This window comes from Hydrogenispora ethanolica (genome assembly GCF_004340685.1).
GTDB classification, from domain to species: Bacteria; Bacillota; UBA4882; order UBA8346; family UBA8346; genus Hydrogenispora; species Hydrogenispora ethanolica.
Map to the genome: position 1 here is coordinate 1 of NZ_SLUN01000036.1, position 22,541 is coordinate 22,541.

The 22,541-nt window shown below is 46.2% G+C and carries 19 protein-coding genes and 1 other annotated feature; of the genes, 4 read left to right on the forward strand and 15 right to left on the reverse strand.

From position 1 onward, the window contains the following. The coding region (locus EDC14_RS21450; protein WP_132016370.1) for a transposase domain-containing protein at nt 1-183 on the forward strand (183 nt) is incomplete at its 5' end. A 124-nt stretch (nt 184-307) separates the two neighbouring features. Here EDC14_RS21450 and EDC14_RS21455 read toward each other — a convergent pair. The 10 genes from EDC14_RS21455 to mutS form a co-directional block, all read right to left on the reverse strand. After that, nucleotides 308-712, reverse strand: coding sequence for a hypothetical protein (locus tag EDC14_RS21455; protein WP_132016371.1), 405 nt, complete (start codon nt 710-712; stop codon nt 308-310). Nucleotides 713-917: 205 nt separating this feature from the next. Continuing rightward, entirely contained in the window at nt 918-1,682 is a 765-nt protein-coding gene (gene surE, locus EDC14_RS21460; RefSeq protein ID WP_132016372.1) for a 5'/3'-nucleotidase SurE, read from the reverse strand. 172 nt (nt 1,683-1,854) lie between these two features. Next, nucleotides 1,855-2,742 carry a HEAT repeat domain-containing protein gene (locus EDC14_RS21465; protein WP_207930770.1) on the reverse strand — a complete coding sequence of 296 codons (888 nt, stop codon included), beginning with the start codon at nt 2,740-2,742 and terminating at the stop codon, nt 1,855-1,857. A 32-nt stretch (nt 2,743-2,774) separates the two neighbouring features. Further along, nucleotides 2,775-3,155: a hypothetical protein gene (locus EDC14_RS21470; protein WP_132016374.1), complete on the reverse strand. Its 381-nt coding sequence runs from the start codon at nt 3,153-3,155 to the stop codon at nt 2,775-2,777. Nucleotides 3,156-3,304: 149 nt separating this feature from the next. After that, a complete protein-coding gene (locus EDC14_RS21475; RefSeq protein ID WP_132016375.1) occupies nt 3,305-4,567 on the reverse strand; it encodes a methionine gamma-lyase family protein in 1,263 nt (420 codons plus the stop codon). Beyond that, the gene (locus EDC14_RS21480; protein WP_165908208.1) at nt 4,548-5,420 is read right to left on the reverse strand and encodes a prephenate dehydratase; all 873 of its coding nucleotides are present in this window, start codon (nt 5,418-5,420) and stop codon (nt 4,548-4,550) included. The genes EDC14_RS21475 and EDC14_RS21480 overlap by 20 nt, the downstream gene beginning before the upstream one ends. A gap of 189 nt (nt 5,421-5,609) precedes the next feature. Further along, nucleotides 5,610-5,855 carry an RNA chaperone Hfq gene (hfq, locus tag EDC14_RS21485; protein ID WP_132016425.1) on the reverse strand — a complete coding sequence of 82 codons (246 nt, stop codon included), beginning with the start codon at nt 5,853-5,855 and terminating at the stop codon, nt 5,610-5,612. Nucleotides 5,856-5,902: 47 nt separating this feature from the next. Then, a complete protein-coding gene (miaA, locus tag EDC14_RS21490) occupies nt 5,903-6,829 on the reverse strand; it encodes a tRNA (adenosine(37)-N6)-dimethylallyltransferase MiaA (RefSeq protein ID WP_243663064.1) in 927 nt (308 codons plus the stop codon). A 2-nt stretch (nt 6,830-6,831) separates the two neighbouring features. Next, the gene (mutL, locus tag EDC14_RS21495; protein WP_165908209.1) at nt 6,832-8,634 is read right to left on the reverse strand and encodes a DNA mismatch repair endonuclease MutL; all 1,803 of its coding nucleotides are present in this window, start codon (nt 8,632-8,634) and stop codon (nt 6,832-6,834) included. Between the two features lie 49 nt (nt 8,635-8,683). Next, nucleotides 8,684-11,308 (reverse strand): DNA mismatch repair protein MutS, encoded by a 2,625-nt coding sequence (gene mutS / locus EDC14_RS21500; RefSeq protein WP_132016379.1) that lies wholly within the window; start codon nt 11,306-11,308, stop codon nt 8,684-8,686. Nucleotides 11,309-11,681: 373 nt separating this feature from the next. Between mutS and EDC14_RS21505 the strand changes: the two genes are divergently transcribed. Together EDC14_RS21505 and EDC14_RS21510 are read left to right on the forward strand one after the other, a co-directional pair. Beyond that, nucleotides 11,682-12,299, forward strand: coding sequence for a DUF47 domain-containing protein (locus EDC14_RS21505; protein ID WP_132016380.1), 618 nt, complete (start codon nt 11,682-11,684; stop codon nt 12,297-12,299). A gap of 15 nt (nt 12,300-12,314) precedes the next feature. After that, on the forward strand, nt 12,315-13,307 hold the full coding sequence (locus EDC14_RS21510; RefSeq protein ID WP_132016381.1) for an inorganic phosphate transporter: 993 nt from the start codon (nt 12,315-12,317) through the stop codon (nt 13,305-13,307). Between the two features lie 463 nt (nt 13,308-13,770). Here the strand turns inward: EDC14_RS21510 and EDC14_RS21515 are convergent, their stop codons facing one another. The 3 genes from EDC14_RS21515 to EDC14_RS21520 all read right to left on the reverse strand — a co-directional run bounded on the left by EDC14_RS21515 (nt 13,771) and on the right by EDC14_RS21520 (nt 18,285). Beyond that, nucleotides 13,771-16,476: a valine--tRNA ligase gene (locus EDC14_RS21515; RefSeq protein ID WP_424337425.1), complete on the reverse strand. Its 2,706-nt coding sequence runs from the start codon at nt 16,474-16,476 to the stop codon at nt 13,771-13,773. Nucleotides 16,477-16,508: 32 nt separating this feature from the next. Beyond that, nucleotides 16,509-16,714, reverse strand: a binding site (T-box leader). A gap of 104 nt (nt 16,715-16,818) precedes the next feature. Beyond that, a complete protein-coding gene (locus EDC14_RS26900; RefSeq protein ID WP_165908210.1) occupies nt 16,819-16,986 on the reverse strand; it encodes a hypothetical protein in 168 nt (55 codons plus the stop codon). 462 nt (nt 16,987-17,448) lie between these two features. Beyond that, entirely contained in the window at nt 17,449-18,285 is an 837-nt protein-coding gene (locus tag EDC14_RS21520) for an HAD family hydrolase (RefSeq protein WP_132016383.1), read from the reverse strand. A 507-nt stretch (nt 18,286-18,792) separates the two neighbouring features. Between EDC14_RS21520 and EDC14_RS21525 the strand changes: the two genes are divergently transcribed. Next, nucleotides 18,793-19,236 carry a hypothetical protein gene (locus EDC14_RS21525; RefSeq protein ID WP_132016384.1) on the forward strand — a complete coding sequence of 148 codons (444 nt, stop codon included), beginning with the start codon at nt 18,793-18,795 and terminating at the stop codon, nt 19,234-19,236. 48 nt (nt 19,237-19,284) lie between these two features. On the opposite strand, the gene EDC14_RS21530 is transcribed toward EDC14_RS21525, so the two are convergent. Then, nucleotides 19,285-20,166 (reverse strand): glycosyltransferase family 4 protein, encoded by an 882-nt coding sequence (locus EDC14_RS21530; RefSeq protein WP_165908211.1) that lies wholly within the window; start codon nt 20,164-20,166, stop codon nt 19,285-19,287. Between the two features lie 13 nt (nt 20,167-20,179). Further along, nucleotides 20,180-22,414 (reverse strand): hypothetical protein, encoded by a 2,235-nt coding sequence (locus EDC14_RS26905; protein WP_165908212.1) that lies wholly within the window; start codon nt 22,412-22,414, stop codon nt 20,180-20,182. Nucleotides 22,415-22,541: the final 127 nt, after the last annotated feature.

A 22,541-nucleotide genomic window follows, 5' to 3' on the forward strand; every position in this document is an offset into this window, starting at 1 on the left:
ATGGGCCGTAAGAACTGGCTGTTTTCCAACACGCCCAACGGTGCGAGGGCTAGTGCGGTCTATTACAGCCTCATTGTTTCCGCCAAGGAAAATGGTCTTGTGCCTTTTGAATACCTGACAAAAGTTTTCACCCAGGCTCCAAACGGCGCGCGCCTCGAAAATCTCTTGCCCTGGAGGGTGTGACCCCTGGATTGACGGTTACGAAAAAACCAAAGGGGTTATTCAATTCAAGGTCTACCATTGAATAACCCCTTTATTATACAATTTCTTAATTATATGATATATGCGAATTAAAAAAGCAAAATCATCATTGGGTTTGAGTATAGGTTAAACTACTGGCGCCAATTAAGGTATCGATCACCTGATCGGGATGGATCTGTTCCATTTTAAACTTTTTAAGCTGCTCCTTTTTCACTCCGATGATCTGAAAGAAAATTTCCAAGGCTTGTAAATGACCTTTTTTCATTGGATCAATTTCGTCTTGAGTATCTAATAAATTTTGATACTCATTAAAAGCAAAAACACACGCTTTTTCCAGGCCTGATTGCTCAATCATATTGATGAGTTGAGCGTAAATCTCTCGGCGAGCTGCAGCGTGTGTTCTGCGGAATTCCGCTTGCGGGATTGTTTCACTTGCTAACAAGTCCTGCTTGGCTATGCCCTTGAACCTTTTGAGCGCCAACAAGATATCATCTTGGCCAATCAAAACCATGGGGGCATCCCTCCCTAACGATATTATTTTGTTTTGGGTTAAATATATATTAAATATTCGCTTTATTTGGGTGAAATCCTCTTAAGTAAAAAATTTAATATGAGTTTACCAAGAAATTTTTAAACTGAGCTGTATTTGACAAATGACTTTAGTTCTATTATAACCGTATTTGAGAAAATTATCAGAGAAAATACCTATCTTTTCTCTAGACCTTAAATGTTATGGCACAAAACCGTTCAATTAGACTCTCATCGGTAAGGTCGAATTTGAGCGGAGTCAGAGATACAAAGCCTGATTCTACAGCCAGGATATCGGAGTCATTGAGTTGTTGAAAACCAACTGGGTCCCCGCCTAACCAGAAATAGGTTTGTCCCCGCGGATCAATTCGTTCTTCGAAGACATTTTGGTAAATACGCTTGCCCAATCGGGTCATTGCCGCTCCTTTAAAATTCTCTTGCGGAAAATTAATGTTCATGATAGCTTCTTCAGCCATTTGTTTTATTATATTTAGATTATCGCGAATAAATGCAGCGGCAGGTCCAAAGTCATTGGATGCTCCATAACCCGCCAATGATGCAGCGACACTTGGCTTATTATTCATACGCCCTTCAATCGCTGCGGAAACCGTCCCGGAGTACAATACGTCATTGCCCAGGTTTGGTCCGCGATTGATTCCGGCAATAACCAAATCTGGAGGAGTGGTTTTTAAAATGCACTCTATCGCAAGCTTTACACAGTCTGCAGGAGTTCCGTTAACTAACCAGTGTTCTCTACCGTGAATTTTCACAGGAGTAGTCCGCAGCGGTTGATGCATAGTTATACCATGCCCCACTGCGCTCCGTTCACGGTCAGGAGCGACGATGGTAACATCTACTTCATCAGCTAATACCCGGTAGAGAGTTTGAAGTCCCTCGGCATAAAAACCATCATCATTTGTTAATAGAACCTGGAATCGCCTAGCCTTTTCCATGCTTCCCCAGATCTCCTTTTTTCAAATTACCAATTGGACTCTTCCTGACAGAGTCCAAAAATAATGAAACCCACATTCGCTTCATCGCGACGTGGATGTCAACAGAATCAGTATTTGCATTTATTAAAAAATTTTATCCATCAGAATCATTTAATGTTTAGGAAAAAGTCTTTTAAGGCGATTGGAGAGTTTCATCACACTTTATACGGATATTATGAAGAATTTGAGCCGAGGTTTCATTGATCAGCTTTTTACTTGAGCGAATCAATTCAAATAAAGGCTCTAAGTTTTCCTCGCCACAAATATTGCGCAACGAATCCAAGCAGGCGTGGCGGTGATCTTTTTGTTCAATTAACATGGCTACTAACGGTTCAACGGCACGTTCATCTCCAAAAATTCCCAATGCCATCACGGCAACTTCACGAACATCATGATTTTCATCGCTAAGGGCCGATATTAACGGCAAAATGCTTGAAGGATTCTTTAATTTTCGTAAAGCTTCGGCAGCCTCATATCTTACCCCATAATCGTCATCCTTTAGTGTGTCGGCCAGATCCTCAGTCACCTGCTGATCACCGAAATCACCTAATAACTTGCAGACTCTTCTACGGATGAGAGGGTTTGGGTCCTGCAATGCTTTAAGTAATTGCGGGATTACCTGTTTCGGAGGAAATTGTTTAAGCGCGGTAGCAACGTTAAAACAAACGTAATTATTCTCATCGGATAAGGCCTGAATCAAGGGTTGAATTGATTTAATATTCTGGATGCGTCCCAACGCTTCAGCGGCCCAACCCCGTACATGTTCATCCGTATCTTGTAAAGCATTAATAAAAATGTCCAACGCTTGATCAAGGCCAATTTTACTCAAGCCATAAATAGAACTCCGGCGAACTGTGCGGTCTCCTTCCAAGAAAGCCATCTTTAAGACATCGATCACTTCAAGGCGCAGAGATTCAAGTATCTCATCTTTCCCAGCACCATACGGAGGATGGATTGATATGGAATCTATCTTGTCTAGGTATTCGATAATATTATCAATTCGTTGTGCTTGTAAACCCATCATTGAAACTCCCTTAGGATAAACCATTTTTATCAGCTTTTGGTAATCGCGCGGGATTTACAATGAGGACATTGCTCAGCTTCCCAAGGAACCGGTTCATGACAAACTAGGCATTCTTTTTTAGCATTCTTTTGGCAAAAAGGACACATAAATAAATTGTCAATTATTTTTTTGTTACAATGAGGGCACTTCGCCATCGTTCCTTGCGGCCGCATCATAAAATAGACAATTACCAAAACGATCATGGCAACGACGCCGACGACTGGAGCAGTTATGACTAGAATGATTGGTACAAAAGTCCAGAACATCCAGGCGTAATCACGCCCTCTTGCATCTAAATAAAACCAGAATCCGATCAATCCGGCAATTCCGAGTTTGACGACAAGAACAATAATATCCGCGATTTTAGGCATTCTAAATCCCGCTCCTCACATGTAAAATGATTATCACGAACTCTCGTTATTTGATATTGAGTGGAAAAAAGAATTAAACATATTGTAAACGTTCTTTATATTCACCTTTAATCAGGCGATTCCTGCTATCAATTTCAAAAACAACCTATTTAAAAAAGCCCGTTTTGAGCAAATTTATTCATAAAAATCCTCGCTAAACTAAGTTTGACTTGTGTATAAGAAATACCTCCCTGGAGATAGGCCAGATAAGGCGGCTTTAAAGGAGCGTCAACGGAAAACTCACTGGTAGCGCCGGCAATAAAAGTTCCGCCACCCATGATTACTCGATGAATGTAACCGGGTAATTCAGCCGGTTCGGGACGGACATCCGATTCGACTGGTGAACTTTTCTGGACTTCTTGACAGAAATCAATCAAGCTTTCAGCTGTTTCAAAATAAACGCGTTGAATGATATCAGTACGGGTTTCCTCGGGAAGGGGATTGACTCGAAATCCTAACTTGTGGAACATACAGGAGGCTAAAACCGCACTTTTGACCATCTCGCCAACGCGATGCGGAGCTTCAAAAAACCCTTGAAAAAAGATTTGCAGATTTAATAAAGACGGTCCAATTTCCCCGCCGATTTTGGGAGCATAAAGGCGTTCTGCCGCTTTGATCACACATTTTTCTTTTCCGACAATATAGCCTCCACTTGGAATCAGACAGCCACCTGGGTTTTTAATTAATGACCCAGCTATCAAGTCTGCTCCAACCTCTGTCGGTTCCTTCTCTTCGACAAACTCTCCATAACAATTGTCTACAAAAATTATAATTTCCGGGAACTTCGTTTTGATCGCAGTAAAAACCTTTTCCAACTCATGAATGCTAAAGGAATGCCGTTCTGAATACCCGCATGATCTTTGGAACGCCACAATTTTGGTCCGATTTGAAATAGCAGACAAGATGTTTGAAAGGTCCAAAGACCCGTCATTCGTCAGAGGCACCATTTTGACATGAAAACCGCCGGTTTCACTTGTCGATTCGAAATCAGTTCCGGAAATTCCAAGTACACCGAGTAAAGTTTCATAGGGCTGTCCAGATGCCAGCACCAATTCGTCGTGATGATGCAAATTGCCCAACAGTGCGCAAGCGATGGCATGTGTCCCCGATACCAGTTGTTGTCGGACCAATGCGGATTCAGCGCCGAAAACCCGCGAGAAAATCTTCTCTAGAGTTTCTCTGCCTAAATCGTGATATCCATACCCGGTTGAGTTCTGAAAGTGATAGGAGCGAACTTTGGCTTCTTGAAAGGCATCCAACATTTTCGATTGATTTTTTAATGCAATATTTGCAATATGATCAAACGGGGCATTTAACTCGTTTTCAGTCTCTTTGATAAAACGGAGCAAATTATCAGGCAAATTCAACTTCATCTTCTCTTTTCCGTTTAGGATAACTTCCCAATATTTTCTTCCAACCGTTGAAGGCCCTCACCTGCATCTCTATGTTTTTTAAAGCCACATCAACTGATGGAGAAGATTTATGGCCGATAAACTCATAGATGAGTACATATTCTTGCGGTCTGATTTTATAGGGACGAGACTGAATGAACGTCAGGTCAATTTGAGCGTCGGCCAAGAATTTGGCAGTGTCGTATAGTTGCCCTGGTTGATTCATGCCATAGCGGACCGCCAGTAATGTGCGATCATCCTGCGTGACAGGACCATCCGTCAAGGAGCATACAAAAAACCGAGTTTCATTATTGGCGTAATCCTGAATTTCTTCTGAAAATAGAATCATTTGGTGTGCAATAGCGGTCTTTCGGCTACAAATAGCGGCAGCCGTTTCTTCTAATAAAGCCTTCTGGGCAGCTTCCGAAGTGGACAGTACCGGAACAAGCGCAATCCCAGGAAAGTATTCTTCCAGCCGATTTAGGCATTGGTTGATCGCTGAAGGGTGCGAATACACAGTGTGAAGTTTTTTCCAGTCGGAACCTGCTTTTGCAGCCAAAACATGAGAAATAGGCAAGTTCACTTCATCGCAAACTTTCACAAAATCTTGGTATTCGATTAAAGCGTCAAAAGAGGAGCCGATTAAGCCGTCAATTTTATTTTCTACTGGTATAACGGCATAATCAACCTCGCGATTCTGAACCAATCGTAACGAGTGATTTACCGTAGTTAAGATTATATCTTCATTGTCTAATGATGCATTCATGCGATTGGCAAAAATAATGGCTGCCTGTTCCGCATATGTTCCTTTGGGACCAAGAGTCGCAATTTTCACGGGCCGCTCCTTATACTTAATACCACGTAAATAATATAGATTTAAGCGCGGATTTACCACTATCTAATATTAAATAAAAAGCAGGATCATTGTCAATTCCAATTCGAAATTCAAAGGATTTATTTTATTTTGATTATTTTTTTAGGGCATTTATTTAAACGGTGGAAATGAAAAAGACCCTCGTGGGTCTTATTCTTCCTTCCTCTCCACATTGGAAAAATCGGATATAGGTCTGGCCGGAATAATGGTTGAAACTGCATGTTTGTATACCATCTGCTGCTTTCCGTCACTATCGAGAATTATGGTAAAGTTATCGAAGCCTTTAACCAACCCACGAAGTTGGAAACCGTTTACCAAAAATATGGTGACGGGAATACTCTCTTTTCGAACCTGATTTAAAAAAGCATCTTGCAGGTTGATGGCTGGTTTGTTCATCATTAAAATTTCCCTCCAAAACTGATTTAACTTACTCTATTCGACATTTAGTCCAATCTACCTTCAATATAACGCAAAATTTCTCCAATAAATTCCTGTTTTCTCTCCGAAATATTCAACCATAAATCAATTGGTTCCCGCCGGAACCATGTCAATTGTCGTTTGGCGTAATGCCTGGTTTCTCGCTTAATCTGAGTCAGCGCCTCAGCTAACGATAGCTTACCTTGTAAATACTCATTGATGTGCCGATACCCCAAGCTTTGCATCGGCTTTAAACTGGAGTCATAGCCCATTTGCAGGAGCGTTTGGACCTCTTCGATGAATCCATCTTCAATCATCTGATCTACGCGTGTTTCGATCCGATGGTAAAGCTCATTTCGATCCCGATCTAAGAAAATGTAGGTGGTCTTATACTGAAAATCCGGATGGCGTTTTGGTTGCAGAGCAGACAAAGGAGTTCCCGTCGTATGAAAGACTTCCAATGCTCGGATAATTCGTACCAAGTCATTTGGATGGATGCGTATGGCTGCCTGCGGATCCACTTCTGCCAGGCGTTGATGTAAAGTGGTAACGCCATGCCGCTCTGCAATTTTACGAAACTCGTTACGAAGTTCATTATTCGGACCGCCAGGATCAAAAACGTACGATTGAGTGCATGCACGAATATAGAGACCAGTCCCTCCCACCATCAATGGGAGTTTCCCGCGTCGTAAAACGTCAGTGATGATTCGATAAAATTCAGCTTGATAATCCGCCACTGAGAAATTTTGATCGGGATTAACCAGATCAATAAGATGGTGTTTGACTTCGGACTGTAGCTTTGGGGACGGCTTAGCGGTTCCAATATCCATCCGACGATAAATTTGCATTGAATCGGCAGAGAGAATCTCGGCGTTTAGCTCTTTAGCTAAAACAATACTGAGATCGGTTTTCCCCACCGCTGTAGGTCCAGCTAATACAATTAAAGTATCCATGCTCATCGACGTAAAAATTTTTTGGCCAGTTCGTCCACTGTCATCCGGAAGATAGTCGGCCTACCATGCGGACAAGTGTAAGGATTCTCGCAACGGAATAGATCTCTCACTAGAGTCTCTAATTCTGGCGGATTAAGTCGATCTCCCGCTTTAATAGCGGTTCGGCAAGCCATTGTAATAATAAACGCTTCTTTAATCTCGGCAGGACTTTTAAAAGTTTCAAATTGGCTATACTGTTCAATCAAATCAAAAATGATCTGCTTATAATTATAGTCTAGCAAAGATAGTGGAACAGCCCGGATAATCATCGTCTTTCCGCCAAACGCTTCCAAGTGAAATCCAAGATCACCAAATAAGGAGAGACGTTCCGATGCGATTCGAAATTGGTTATAATTTAGATTAACCGTTTCGGGCATTAATAATGCCTGAGACCCTAAAAAAACATTGGCTTTCTTATAATATCTTTCATACAGAATACGTTCATGCGCAGCATGCTGGTCGATAAAAAAAAGCCCTTTTTCATCCTGAACGATAAGATATGTATTTTGGACCGTTTTGGGGTAGATATAAAATCCGTCGGCTATGAATTTTTTCGGTTCTTCCGTCGCACTGGGTTGAGTACTTTGACTGCTTTGATACATTCCTAATGTCACAGCCGGCTCTTCTTGGATGAAGATTTGAGGAGCTACCGGCTCAGTAACGGCATATTCATTGAATCCCAGATTTAAATTATTCGAAATCGGTTGCTGGTTTGGAACTTTTTGTTTTGGGCTGAATGTCAAGTCTTCTTCTGGAGCAACCCATTCCGCTAGTAAGCTATGCTCTTTTAATACTGAGCGTATTCCATGGTAACATGTTTTAAACAATTCTGAATCATTGGTAAAGCGTACTTCCATTTTGGTCGGATGAGAATTAACGTCCACCAAAGAAGGAGCGATTTCAACAAAAAGGCATACGAAAGGGTACCGAGCAATGGGCAGTAAAGTATGAAAGGCTTTTTCCACCGCGGAACTCAATGTCCGGCAATGGAAATAACGACGGTTAACAAAGAAAATTTCATATACTCGGTTTGTCCGGGCAATGGACGGTTTGCCAATATATCCGGAGATTTTTACATCTCCTAGTTCGTGGCGAAGTGGAAGCATCTCTTTAGCAATTTCTTTTCCAAAAACTGCAACTAAGGTCTGGTAAAGATCGCCGTTACCGGGGGTGAATAACACTTCATACTCATGATGTAGCAATTTGAAGCTGATCTCAGGGTAGCCCAGAGCCAGCCGAGACAACATTTCACTAATGTGGCTGGTTTCGGTGGGAATACTTTTTAGATACTTCAACCGCGCCGGAGTATTAAAAAACAGATCCTGCACTCGAATGGTTGTTCCATTAGGAGCTCCCACATCTTTTACTTTCTGTAACTTGCCCCCTTTCACGATTAATTGTGTTCCTAGGTCGTTATTCTCCGTTTTCGTTATGACATCAAATAATGAAACTGCTGCGATAGAAGGCAATGCTTCACCCCGAAACCCCAGAGTCTTGATCCGCCATAAATCCTCAGAATCCATAATTTTACTGGTAGTATGGCGCTCAATCGCCAGGATCGCGTCTTCTCGTTCCATCCCCGAGCCGTCGTCGGTAACCCGAATAAACTGGCGTCCACCATTGCGGATTTCGACCTCAATACGGGATGCCCCGGAATCAATAGCGTTTTCAACTAGCTCTTTAACGACCGAGGCCGGCCTTTCAATAACTTCGCCGGCGGCGATTTTATTAATTGTTTCATCTGCCAATCGATGAACGATATTCATTGTCATCACCCCCTATCGCCATTCTATATTTTGTATTGAAACTTGTCGCTTACGACGCTTGTTGGCCTCGGAGCTTCTGTTGCCATTCGTAAAGGAGATTTAATGCTTGTAAAGGCGTAATTGATACGAGGTCCATTTTCCGTAGTTCCTCAAGCACTACCTCCGAATCCATTGGAAACAAACTTAATTGCCGCTCAGTCTCAGAGACTGGTGGCTTCACTGGTGTTTCAAGATCGGCGGTTTGATGTTTTTCAAGCATTTTCAGAATTTCCCGGGCCCGATTCGTTATTTCCGTGGGTAAGCCAGCTAATCGAGCGACTTCAATGCCGTAGCTTTGATCGGTCTTCCCGGGCATAATTTTTCGAATAAATACAATTTCTTCCCCGTCACGCTGAACCGCTACGTGGTAGTTTTTTACGCCATCCAGTATTGACGCAAGTTCAGTCAATTCATGGTAGTGGGTTGCGACCAAGGTTTTGGCGCCAATCCGATTCGGGTGATTTACAAACTCGACAACAGCCCACGCGATGCTCATGCCATCAAAAGTACTAGTTCCGCGGCCGATTTCGTCCAGAATGATCAACGACTTGGCAGTGGCATGATTCAAAATATAGGCTACTTCATTCATCTCAACCATAAAAGTACTTTGTCCGGTTGCTAGATCATCCGAAGCACCAACGCGGGTAAAGATTCGGTCAACCAGGCCGATCTGGGCTGATTTGGCAGGGACAAAACTCCCGATATGCGCGAGTAGAACAATTAGAGCGACTTGTCGCATATACGTAGATTTTCCAGCCATGTTGGGGCCGGTGATAATGTGCGTCCGATTGTCATTCGAATCCAACAGCACATCATTGGGAACGAAGTTTCCCGGAGGAATCATCCGTTCCACTACCGGGTGGCGCCCGTCAATAATTACGATCTTGCCATTTTCGTTCAATTCCGGCTTAATGTAATGATTGCGTACCGCCACCTCGGCCAAGGAGAGGATTGAGTCTAACTCAGCAAGTGAGGTGGCGGTTTGCTGCAACTCGTCAATATGTTGTAGAATTTTCTCCCGGATCTCCAAAAATATTTGATATTCAAGAGCCACGCTTTTTTCATGCGCATTCAGAATTAAATCCTCGTATTCCTTCAACGTCTGATTGATGAAGCGTTCTCCATTGGTCAATGTTTGCTTCCGGATATAATCGGCCGGAACCATGTTCAAATTCGAATTGGTTACCTCGATATAGTACCCGAAGACCTGATTAAAGCCGATCTTTAGCGACTTGATACCGGTACGTTCCCGTTCTTGCTGTTCTAATTCTGCTACCCAACGGCGTCCTTGAGAACTTGCGTCTTTTAAATGAGCCAACTCTGGATGAAAGGATGGGTTAATGATGCCGCCTTCTTTGATGGTTAACGGCGGATCTTCGAGTAAGGCGTCAATTAATAACGTACTGAGTTCGGTACAGGAAAAAATATTTTGCTCAATCTCTTTGATATATTCAACTGAAAATTGCTTTAGAAGTTCCTTCAATTTAGGCAGTTCTTGCAACGTATTTTTAAGACCGAGCAAGTCCCGGGCATTGGCGGAATTGCTTGCAAGCTTACTAAGAATACGTTGGATGTCATAGGTGTTTTTTAATAATTCCCGAATGCTCTCCCGAGCCTCCAAATTGACTGTAAGGACAGCAACCGCAGCTTGCCGACGGGTAATCGCAGCCAATTGAACGAGCGGTTGCTCCAGCCATGTCCGCAATGTTCTCCCGCCCATCGATGTAACCGTATAATCCAGGATGGCAAATAAGCTGCCGGAAGTGTCTCCGGCACGAAATGTTCTCGTTAATTCGAGATTTCGCCGGGTAGCGGGATCTAAGGTCATAAACTGTCCCGTTTCGTAGGTCACAATCTTGCGAAGATGAATTAAAGAATTCTTTTGAGTTTCATATAAGTAAGCCAGGACTCCGCCTGTGGCGCTGACCGCCGCGGGAAGTTCTTCGCAGCCGAAAGCTCGTAAACTATGAATTTGAAAATGTTCCGTCAAACGTGCGTATGCTGTTTCATAGCGGAAATCCCCCGGTGCTCCATGCGTTACGACCAGTTCTGAAAGTTGGCTTAGTCCGGGGATGGCCGCCGAATTTGTTTCTGTAATATAAAGTTCGGCTGGCTTGATTCGGATTAATTCTGTCATCAGTAACTGTGACTGGGAACTCGGGATTTGGGTGACTTTAAATTCGCCGGTCGAAAGGTCAACATAGGCCAGTCCCCAAGCTTGATCGATATAACTGATCGCCGCCAGATAGTTATTGACCTTCTCCCGCAGCAATTGTTCTTCGATAATGGTTCCCGGGGTAACCACCCGCACTACAGCACGTTTTACGATCCCTTTAGCGGTTTTTGGGTCTTCCACCTGTTCGCAGATGGCGACTTTATAACCTTTGCTCAACAACTTGGCCAGATAACCCGAGACCGAATGATATGGAACCCCGCACATGGGAATCCGCTCCGTCCCGGAATCGCCTCTCGAAGTCAAAACGATCTCCAATTCCCTCGAGGCAACGACCGCATCTTCGTAAAACATCTCATAGAAATCGCCCAATCGAAAAAAGAGCAAACAATCTTGATATTCCTGCTTAATGTCCATATATTGCTGGACCATCGGTGTCGTTTTCGTTACCTTTGCTGCCATTCCACACCTCAAATGTGTTTTCAAAAAATACTTTCGACAACATCCAACTAGATCCTTTTCGTTTTCTTATCAAAACGATAATTCAAAATGAAAAGTAATTTTGTTTTTACAATATACCCAATATGACAGTTAACTAATGAATTTGAAGCGTCATTCAAGTAGTTAACATGAATTTAACCCTAATCAAAAAATATTTATAATGGGAAAAAGCCGTTTATTATCAAGGGTTTTTTTGAATTTCTTAAATTGAACTTAATACTTTCTTTATTTAGAGATAAACTACCGGCAGGGTTCCTCAATAAAAAATAGAATAAAAGGTTGTTTTGGACTCATTCGACATTCTTGATAACATTCTGATTGTAGGAGGCTTATAATGTTCGGAGAAAGGGATAGTCGTTTTTTCCACTTGTTTGAGACTGCTGCCACCAACGTTTCTAATGCGTCCCAGGTATTATTGGCCATTGCCACCAGCCCTCAGGAGCGGTGCCCTAAAACGGAAGAACTGGAGAAATTGGAACACTGCGGTGACGAGTTGACCCATGACATTATCTCTGAATTGCATCATGCTTTCATCACCCCCATTGACCGTGAAGATATTTTCTTGATTGCGAAAGAAACCGATAACATCATTGATTCTATGGAAGCCGCAGCCCACCGTTTTGTCATGTTTAATATCAGCGAAACGACTCCCGCCGCTCAACGTTTAGCACAGCTTATCAACGAATCCTCCAAAGTTTTGGTTTCCATCATGCACGAGTTACGCAAAATAAAACATATTGTGGTCGATAATAAACTGGTGGTCGAGATCAATCGTCTCGAAAACGAGGGGGATATCGTCTATCGTGAGGCGGTTAAGGAACTTTACTCCGGCGCTTATGACGCTTTGACCGTGGTCAAATGGCGCGAAATCTATGATCACTTAGAAGGTACCCTCGATGCGTTGGAAGACGTAGCCAATATTGTTGAAGGTATCGCAATGAAACACACTTAAGGTCGGGGGAGAAAAATGACGTTCGATATTGGTTTACTCACCGTGTTATTTCTAGTTTTGGTCTCCGAGTTTATCAACGGGTGGACCGATGCTCCTAACGCAATTGCAACGGTTGTCGCCACCCGGGTACTCAAACCTAAATATGCTTTGATCCTGGCTCCCTTGGGCAATATATTTGGCGCATTTCTTGGAACTGAAGTTGCCAAAACGATTGGTACCGGGATCGTGAAGCCGGAAGGAATCAACCTGGTTACGCTCGGAGCCGCAATGGTCGGAATCATCACCTGGGGAATGTTTTCCTGGTATTTTGGACTCCCCATTAGTAAAAGCCATGCCATGGTCGCCGGTTTGGCCGGCGCCGGCCTCGCCACAGCGGGTCCTTCGGTGTTGCTCTGGTCCGGGTGGGAAAAAGTGATTATCGGGCTTTTATTCTCATCCATTTTAGGGTTGGTGGGCGGATGGTTCGTGACTTTTCTCATTCGGCATCTCTTTTATAAGATGGCGCGGGCCAAGACAAACCGTTTGTTTTCTATTCTTCAGACTATTTCCGCGACTGGCATGGCCTTAAGTCATGGCAGCAATGATGGCCAGAAATTCATCGGCATATTTACATTGGCTCTGGTATTGGGCGGTGTTCTCCAAACCTTCGAGGTTCAACGCTGGGTGATTATGCTTTGCTCACTGGTGATGGGGATCGGAACTTCCATCGGCGGATGGCGGATCATCAAGACCATGGGCGAAAAGATGGTAAAGATGGAACCTTATCAGGGATTTGCCGCTGAAACCGCGGCTACCGGCGCCATTCTCTTCGCTTCCCATCTGGGGATCCCCTTAAGCACCACGCACACCATCAATACTTCGATTATGGGAGTGGGAGCCGCCACCCGTCTTTCGGGGATTCGTTGGGGCGTTGTCCGCGAAATTGTGGTGACTTGGCTGATGACCTTTCCCATCTGCGCTCTGATCGGCTTCATCGTGGCCACTATCTTTAAATTTATTTTCACATGAGCTGAATTCTTCTGGGACGGGATCGAAAGGGTACTTTCTGGATTCCTGTTCGTCCTCCCCTACCCTCGGCCGACCGGATCAGGAACTCTTTTTCACGGAATTGATCCGCTCATTATCATTACCAGAGGCCTCGGACGTCACTCTGAAACCAATCGCCATTCGTCCGGGGCTTCCGGTCGGGTTTCTAAAAGCAAAAGACGGCATGCCGAAGCTTTTGGCGTTCATTCCGAAAGGAATAGCCGACCTTCCGTGCCCTTCGGCAAACCTTCCGGAGTCCATGGCAAACCATCCACGGGCTTTGGCACACTCGCCGGAGGAGTTAGTCGGGTTTCCGGGGGTTCCAGGCGAACTTCAGGACCCCTGGCGTTTTTCCCATATCGCAGAAGCTGCCCCGGATGGGACAGCTTCTGTGGTATTACATGCAACTTTTTTAAGCTATAAAGATTGCGCGTTTTTGGTATGATCACGCCTCATCCAATTGGGTCAGGCGTTCTTTGATCTTGCCGGCTTTTTCCCGGAAGGTATCCAATTTCACTTTTTCTTTGGCTACGACTTCGGGCGGGGCTTTCTGGCTGAAGGATGGACTGCTGATCCGGGCTTCAATTTTGGCGATTTCATTCTCCAGTTGCCCCAACTCTTTTCCCAGGCGCTCCTTTTCTTTGGCGACATCCACGAGTCCCGCCAATGGCACGAAAAGAGTGATCCCGGCAGCCACCGAGCTGACGGAGCGTTCCGGTTTTGGCGCGGTTTCGGCCAGAAAATGCTGTTCGTCCAGACCGGCCAGGTTGGCGATATAAGGAATATTCCGTTCCAATATCGCGTTCCGCTCCGCCGAGGCGCTGAAGTAAGCCGCGACTTTCTTTTGCGGCGCCAAATTGGCTTCGGAACGGATATTGCGCAGCGCCCGAATCACCTCAATCACCAGGTTCATCTCAGACTCGGCGGTTTGGAACGTAAGGTTTTCCGATGCCTGCGGCCATTGGGCAACCATAATGCTTTCGCCTTGATGCGGCACGGCTTGCCAGATCTCCTCGGTCAGGAACGGCATGAAAGGATGCAGCAACTCCAGAGTCTGCCGTAGCACGCGAGCCAGTACGGCCTGGGTTATCCGGCGGTCCAAGGCATTCTCTTGCTGATAGAGGCGGGGCTTGGATAGCTCGATATACCAGTCGCAATATTCATTCCAGAGGAATTCGTAAATGGTTGAAGCCGCGGCGCCAAGGTCAAACCGTTCGAGCAGCCGGGTCACTTCGCCGGTTACGGTCTGCAAGCGGGTCAGGATCCATTGATCGGCAAGCGTCAGCCAGCCTTCGGGCAGAGTCGCGGTTGCACCCACGGCAAAAGAATGCAGGAGGGCCGCTTGAGAACTATCGGGGAACTCCATCGCCGCTTCCTTTTCGTGATGCATCAACACAAAGCGGGCCGCATTCCAGATCTTATTGCAGAAGTTCCGGCTGCCTTCGATCTTCTCCATCTGAAAGCGTTGATCCTGACCCAGCGCGGTTCCGGTCGCCAGCGTGAAACGCAACGTATCGGCGCCGAATTGATTGATTACGTCCATCGGATCGACGATCGTCTCGGGACGGGACTTACTCATTTTTTTGCCGTGCTTATCCAAAACCAGTCCATGAATGAGAACCTGTTTGAAAGGCACTTCTTTCATTACTTCCAGGCCCATGAAAATCATCCGGGCCACCCAGAAAAAGATGATGTCCCGCCCCGTCACCAGAACCGACGTGGGATAGAAATGTTCAAGTTCGGCGGTCTGCTGCGGCCAACCCAACGTGGAGAACGGCCAAAGCCCGGATGAGAACCAGGTGTCCAACACATCCGGATCCTGTTCCAGCCGGGAACTGCCGCATTTCGGGCAAGTCTGCGGTTCGGTGCGGGCCGCGATCACTTCATTGCAATCCTGGCAATACCATACCGGGATCCGGTGTCCCCACCAAAGTTGCCGTGAAATGCACCAATCCCGGATGTTTTCGAGCCAGCCGAGATAGATTTTGGTGAACCGCTCCGGGACAAATTCAAGATCACCGTTTTTCGCCGCTTCAATCGCCGGTTCAGCCAGGGGTTTCATCTTGACGAACCACTGTTTGGAGATGAGCGGTTCGATCGTTGTGTCACAGCGATAACATTGGCCCACCGCATGGGTATGGGATTCCACCTCCACCAGGAATCCCGCTTGTTCCAACTCCTCCACCAGCCGCTTCCGGCACTCATAGCGGTCCAAACCGGCGAATTTTCCGGCCTCCGCGGTCATCTCGGCGTTGAAGCCGATCACTGTAATTTGCGGCAGATTATGGCGCAAACCCATTTCAAAGTCGTTGATGTCGTGTGCCGGCGTCACCTTGACCGCTCCGGTTCCAAAACTCATGTCCACATACGAATCGGCAATGATCGGGATGCGGCGGTTCATGATCGGCAGAATAACCTCTTTCCCAACCATACCATGATAACGCGAGTCCTCGGGGTGAACCGCCACCGCCGTGTCGCCCAGCATGGTCTCAGGCCGGGTGGTGGCTACCTCAATAAAACCGGTGCCGTCGGCCAAGGGATAACGGATATGCCAGAGATGGCCTTCCTTCTCTTCGTGTTCCACTTCGATATCCGAGATGGTGGTATGGCATTTGGGGCACCAATTAATTAGATAGCTGCCACGATAAATCAAGCCACGTTCATATAAGCGGAGAAAGACCTCCCGCACCGCAGCCGAGCATCCTTCGTCCATGGTAAAACGTTCCCGTTCCCAATCGCAAGATGCGCCGAGCCGTTTCAACTGTTTGATAATTGTGCCGCCGTACTGTTCTTTCCAGGCCCAGACGCGTTTGAGAAACTCCTCCCGGCCCAGATCGTATTTGGATAGGCCTTCTTTGGCGAGAGTCTCTTCCACTTTAGCCTGGGTTGCGATTCCGGCATGATCGGTGCCGGGCATCCAGAGCGCATTGTATCCCTGCATACGGCGCCACCGAATCAAAATATCCTGTAAGGTATTGTCCAAGGCATGACCAAGATGTAGAACTCCGGTCACGTTCGGTGGCGGGATCACGATGCAGAACGGTTCAGCCTCCGCTTGGACCTCGGCGTGAAAGTACCGGCCTTCCAGCCAAAATTGATACCATTTCTCCTCCACATTCTGTGGGTTATAAACAGTTGGCAGACTCATCATAAACCTCCTTAAAAAAATAAAAAGACTTTACGTCACAGGACGAAAGTCTTACTTCCGCGGTACCACCCACATTCCCCGAAGGGCTCTTAAAAGCTGTAACGGGCAACCCGACCGATGCTACGTTCCATTCACACCGGTAACTCCCGGGCGACCTTCAACTTTTCCACGGAAAGCCTCGCACCAGCCGGCTTTTCTCTATACCGTCGAAAAGTTTACTCCTCCCGTTCCTCGTCGACATTTTATTTTGGATTGATTATACCGTTCCCCACCGCATTTTGTCAAGCGAACAAAAGCGCGTTAACAAAATTACCGCCCGTTGGGTGACAGGTTAGAGACAACCACTTAGACATCGATGGTTTTGTCATTCGTATCAGCGTGAAAAACTTGCATCAGGTGGTCCACCAGTTCTCGGATGATCGGTCCGGAAAAAGAACGGCGTACCCGGACGATCAATTCTTTCCGGTTGAATAAGATTTGATCCAGCGCCTTGTTATCAAGCAGTATTCCCATGTTTAAATCATCCCACAACGCGGCGACCCGTTCCGGTTCCGGCGTCAAAAGGAACCATTCGGAATCAATCCGTCCCTCATTGCTCCGGAACTGTTTAAAATTGCCCCACTCTCGCTTGCGATGCCAAGGCCTATAACACTCCAATATGAATCGCGAACTGCCAGCGATGCGGATTTCCAAGCCCGAATCCGTTCTACTTAACGAATCCAGCGGACGTTCCACAAACCGGATCCGCAATTCGCTCCCTTTATAAATTGTCTTAATCTCTGAAAAAACCGGGGAAAGCAGTCCGTGGTAAACCGGTTCAGTGCCGAATTCCCGCGCGATTTTTTGAATCGTCCATGAATGAAACAATTTTAAGGGCCAGTTTGAGCCGAGAATCGATATGATTAAAAAGGCCGCTACCAGTAGGAATAAAAGATACATGGAGTTCCCTTTCGATACTTTATCCCAAAATTCAAACTAAGCAAGCTGTTTTCTGCGATAATGTTCCTGTAGATAACGGGCCACCCCATCCTCATCGTGGTCCCCGATAATTCGGGTGGCAGCTTGTTTTAGGGATGGATGGCCATTACTGACCGCGTATTTTTGATCGGCGATTTCGAACATTGGCAGGTCATTTAAATTATCCCCAAAACAGGCAACTTCTTGGACTCCGAGGTAATTTTTCAGGTATTCGACGGCCCAGCGTTTGTTGGCCTTTGGATTGGTGATTTCCAGGCAAAACGCGTTAGAATAAATATCCTGAGTAAAGTGGCACATCAAATTGGAATCGGACTTCAACTGATCGTAGAGTGGTTCTAGAGTATCCCGGTCGCCGATCCAGACGACGGACATGACTTCTCTCATGGAACAGGCTTTGAAATCCGATACCAATGTAAAACGTCGATCGCCTTTGGCGAGCCGCCCATGAATGTAAACCGCTTCTCCTTTGTACCGGATACCTTGATAATAGACTTTCTTGTCACCATCATCGTTGGTCGCATAAACAATCGGAGAAACATTCAACGTTTGACTGGCGGCGATCAACTCGTAAGCTATCCTTTGATCCAGTAAATTGGCTATTAAATTTTTGCGGATGATAGGATCGTAAAGAAAGACGCCGTTGTTCAAAATAATGGGAATTTGCAACCTTAACGGTTCAATCACGGGTCCCGCCGATTCATGGGAACGGGCGGTCGCGATCGAAAAATGAAGCCCTTCTTCAATTAGACCATTAATGGTCCGAACCGTATACTCACTCAAAACTTGACGGGAGGTTAACAAGGTACCGTCAAGATCGGAAATATAGAGCAGCATTCAAAAAGCCTCGCATATCATATTGGGCGTATCTCTTTTTTATCGTATTTTCAGAAGGATGTCAACTATTCTTTGAACATTTGCGCGAGTTGCTTCGTCAGTTAGTTCAAGATGATGGAACTGATTTCATCATGGTTCCTGGCTCGCGAAACGCTAATTCGTTCGATTTATCCTCCAAAAATGAACCCCTCTATACCCTTTTTTAGCCCTTCTCCGGAAGGGCATCTTTTTTCCTCGCTTGAAAAGAATTGCTAATCTCAACGAAATAACTTCGGCCCAATGGATTGATGACGCTCTATAATGATTCTATCGTGCGATGAAGGACGGATTCCGGCAATTTGGAATTTTCTTGCTTGGTGACCGGATCCGTTCCCCTTTCATATAATGACATTATCCTAAGTTATGAAAATCCAAACCTGTTAATGGAAAGGAAAGCGACCGCCGAGAGGGCTTGATTCACTAGTGAAACCAAGATTTCAGAGACATGTAAAGTGAGGCGAATAGTTTGTGAGTTTCGGAAATTCTAAAGTTTTTCCTTTTCCAGCTGTTCAATACATTCCCATGGGAATCTCCACCGTTTGTCAAGGTCCGATTCACAGTAATTCTCCAAAAGCGACGACTCCGATTCTGATTACTGGGATGGACATTAAAAACGGGGCGAATGTCTTGGCCCAAGAGTACGGAGTTACTTTGCCGGAATATCTGCCCGATGGCGGATTCCCGATTTTGGCCTTGAATTTGAACATTCGCGATGCTCGCTATCGCGGCTTTACAATGACAATGACCGGCCGGTTCGCTCCCGGGAATTACCATTATTTCACCGTCCCCCAACGCTATTTCTACAAATCAAAACTCTTTTTTGAGGTTTACGATCAGGATGCCGTTACGTTGCTGGCGCGGTACTCATTTTTTATGCCGCAATCGAATCGGCTAAATAATCACCCACGATAAAGATCAACTATGCTTGTTGGCCGTCCTGCCTCCTTAAATTCGCTCAATTTATGATTTACTGCTGTCCAAAGCCATTCGATAGGCATCCAGTGTGGCTTGGGCTGTCTGTTCCCAGGTATAATGGCGAAGGATCCGTTCCCGTAAACGCTGGTCCGCCGGCGCACACCATGCATCCTGCAAGGCTTGGCAAATACTATTCAGATCGTCCGGCTCACAATAAAAGGCCATTTCCTTTAGGTATTCTCGGGTACAGCCACGGCTGGTTGAAACGATTCGGCAACCAGCCAGGCCTGCTTCTAACGAGACCAAGCCGGGCGTGTCGTACCAGCTGACTAAGGCATGCACTTTTGCGGCGGCGTATGCGGATGCCAAATCCGTTTGGGATAAGGTATCGATAAAAGTAACCTTGAGCCCGGCGGCTGCCCGACGGCATTCTTGATAATAGACCGTATCGTTTAGCGGTCCAATAAAAACCGCCGGCAATCTCAAGCTACGGATCGCCTGAACCAAGCTGAGCTGATTTTTGCGGGGAGAAATTCGACCGACGGATAGAACAAATTCCGGCGGTGGCTGAAACCTTTTACGGAAACGTTCCGCTCCGGCGTTGGCAAACAAACGGTCCGCCGAGTTTGGAACGATCAATGAGGGCGGCAGTTTTGGGAAGGACTTTTCTAACAGTTCTCCTTCCATTCTGGAATTGGGTAGAATCAGTTGTACATTGCTTAGAATTTCCACCCGCTGGGGCATGGTTTTCTGCCACCATTCACCGAATCTTGCTTCCGTTCCGGTTGCTTGTAGGAACTCAGCCGGATCCCAAAAAATTGTGGAGAGAACCATTTTTTTATGCTGGTGCCGGGCGTTCTGATAAAATTGGTAGGTCTCTTCAACCGGCATGATGTTAAAGAGATGAACCAGATCGAAGCCGGCCAAATGATGCCGGGGATCATGGCTGATCTCTACCGAGACTCCCAGCTTGGTCAGATATTCCTGAGTACGTTGCAACTGAACGGAATCTCCGGCTATCGAATGCCGGTAGCTGGCTCGATTCTGTAGCAAAACTTTCATGTTTCTCACCTTCACTTCGTGTAACAGGAATGGATTTCAGTTCCATCTCAATCTCCATGTGGACGCTCCGCCGCTGCCAGGGCCAGGAACCCAGCGGTGCAAAACGGAAACGGCGAATCTCCGGAGTCAAACGATTGGATTCGGTTGGTCCCGGCAATTGCTCAGGTTGGAGAAACCTCCAAAAAGAATAATCCACCGGCTCGCTCCGTAAATACCCGTCCTTATCCCAAAAGTCAATCTCCCCGCACAATTTTCCCTGAATCAAAAGCGCGTTTAAAGCTATCTGATAGCTAAAATCAGCGATATGAGTACGGCTTTCAGCGATTTCCCGCAGGTTGCCTGTTCTTAATGGAATTTCGCCGGACATTTCCAGCCGATACGTTGGTTGGAGTTTCATTCGTTCCGGTTGATGATATTCCTCGTCGCTGGCTTCTTCCTGAAGATCCTCGAATGATGTTTCCGGAGCGGCGTGACGCTCGGCCAAAGCCAGCGTTTTAACGCGAATTTCTTCTTCCCGGTACAACTCCGCATCCAGCCTGACTAAATACTGAAAACGAAGGGTGGAAAGGTTCGCCTCGAAAAAGCTATATTCCATCCGCACCTGAAGATCAACCTGGTCCAAACGTTGCAGTTTTTTCCATAGCAGACTTTTGTGAAATGTAAGAGCAAAAAGGTCTTCTCTGAAGCAGCCTTGCAAGTCGGTATAGGCAACGGCAACTTTCAAGGAACCTCCTACCACGAGCCAGCCGTTCCTGGGGTGGGGCTCAGCCGATAAGGTAAGCACTTTTACACGTTCCACCGATTGCGGGATCATCCGCAGCGCCATAAATTCTTCCTCAAAAAGACTGAAAGAACTATCCTCGACGAAGATCGGCATGGCGACCCATTGGCCGTCCCGAGCGATTCGGGCGATTTCTACCAGCTTTTTTTCAAATACGTTACACTGGTATTCTCCGGTAACCCACAGACGAAGCAGGCTGCAATCGGAGTCAAAACGTGATATTCGCAACCTCAGTTCATCCCGGATCTCGAAATGCTGATTCAGAGACTGTTGGTCGTCGCTCTCAGTGAAGATTATGAGTTCCTCAAAAGTAATAACCCTTTTAAAGGAGATTTCTTGGCCAGAACGAACTCCTACCAACTCCAGCTCCAGGCGCGCCGAAACCAACACCCCGGCTCCCATTGGTTGACTTTCCCAGGAGTATGTCTCAAGTACAACCTCATTTAGTGGCAGTTCACATTCGAGAGTTAATTCCTTGGAGAACCTCATTTGCTTCTTTTGTCGCAGTACCGTTGTTTTGCCTTTCACCACGGGTTCATGGCGGCCGGGAGGCTTACAACAGAGCTCACGTTTTTCCAAGACAGTCCAGCGATAGGCAAGCTGCAGATTCAGCAGCCATTCCTGCGCAGAATCAGTTGGTATCCAAAGCTGATCGACGATTTCCCCATGGAATCGGATTCGTTGACCGTTCTGAAGCTGCTGGACTTTTACCAGGAAGTTGAAGGGCTGATGGTACTCCAATTCTTGGAGAATGTTTTGGGAAGAACGATAGCTAATTGTGCCGAAAATCTCTCCTGCCGCCAAAGGCAATCGTTGTTCGTCTTGAAAGATGATCAGACCCTCCAGCTGTTTCGGCTGCTGAATTCGCTCGGGGAAAAAGATCTGCAGTTGCAACAGCGCTTCGCTTGTGCCGGAATTGATAATGGTTTCGAGCCATACCGGAGAATAACAAAGCGAATCTTCGTTGAGTCGTTCCGATTGCCTGGTGATTAGTCTAAGTCCGTGTTCCAGAACCGCCTGATTGTCACCAGGCCGACGCGGCTGAAATATGAAATAATCCTGACGCAAATCAGCGTTCAGGACTGGTAGGGGCTCCGGAAGCTCATTGCCGACCAGTATTTCGAACTGGACCCGGTCCTCCACTTTTCTTGCTCGTCCATTATGCTCGAGATAGCGGATTCTTCGTTTGATCAATCCGGAAGCAATCAATGACCCGGTCCGATTCGCATAGTGAACCGTCTGCAGGAAACTGTCGATCCGCAGGATTTGTTTGTCGCTCAATTCCGGCCAGCAGGTGGTAATCTTGAATGAGCTGGTCAATGTGGCTGCCATCCGTCAACCTCCAATTCGGTCGCCCATTACATATATATGCCGGATAACGGTTAAATCTGCCTGGATCCTCGGGGAACGGTTCGATAGCGGATTTTTGAGGATTTAGAATGAATCGAAAGTGAGAAAT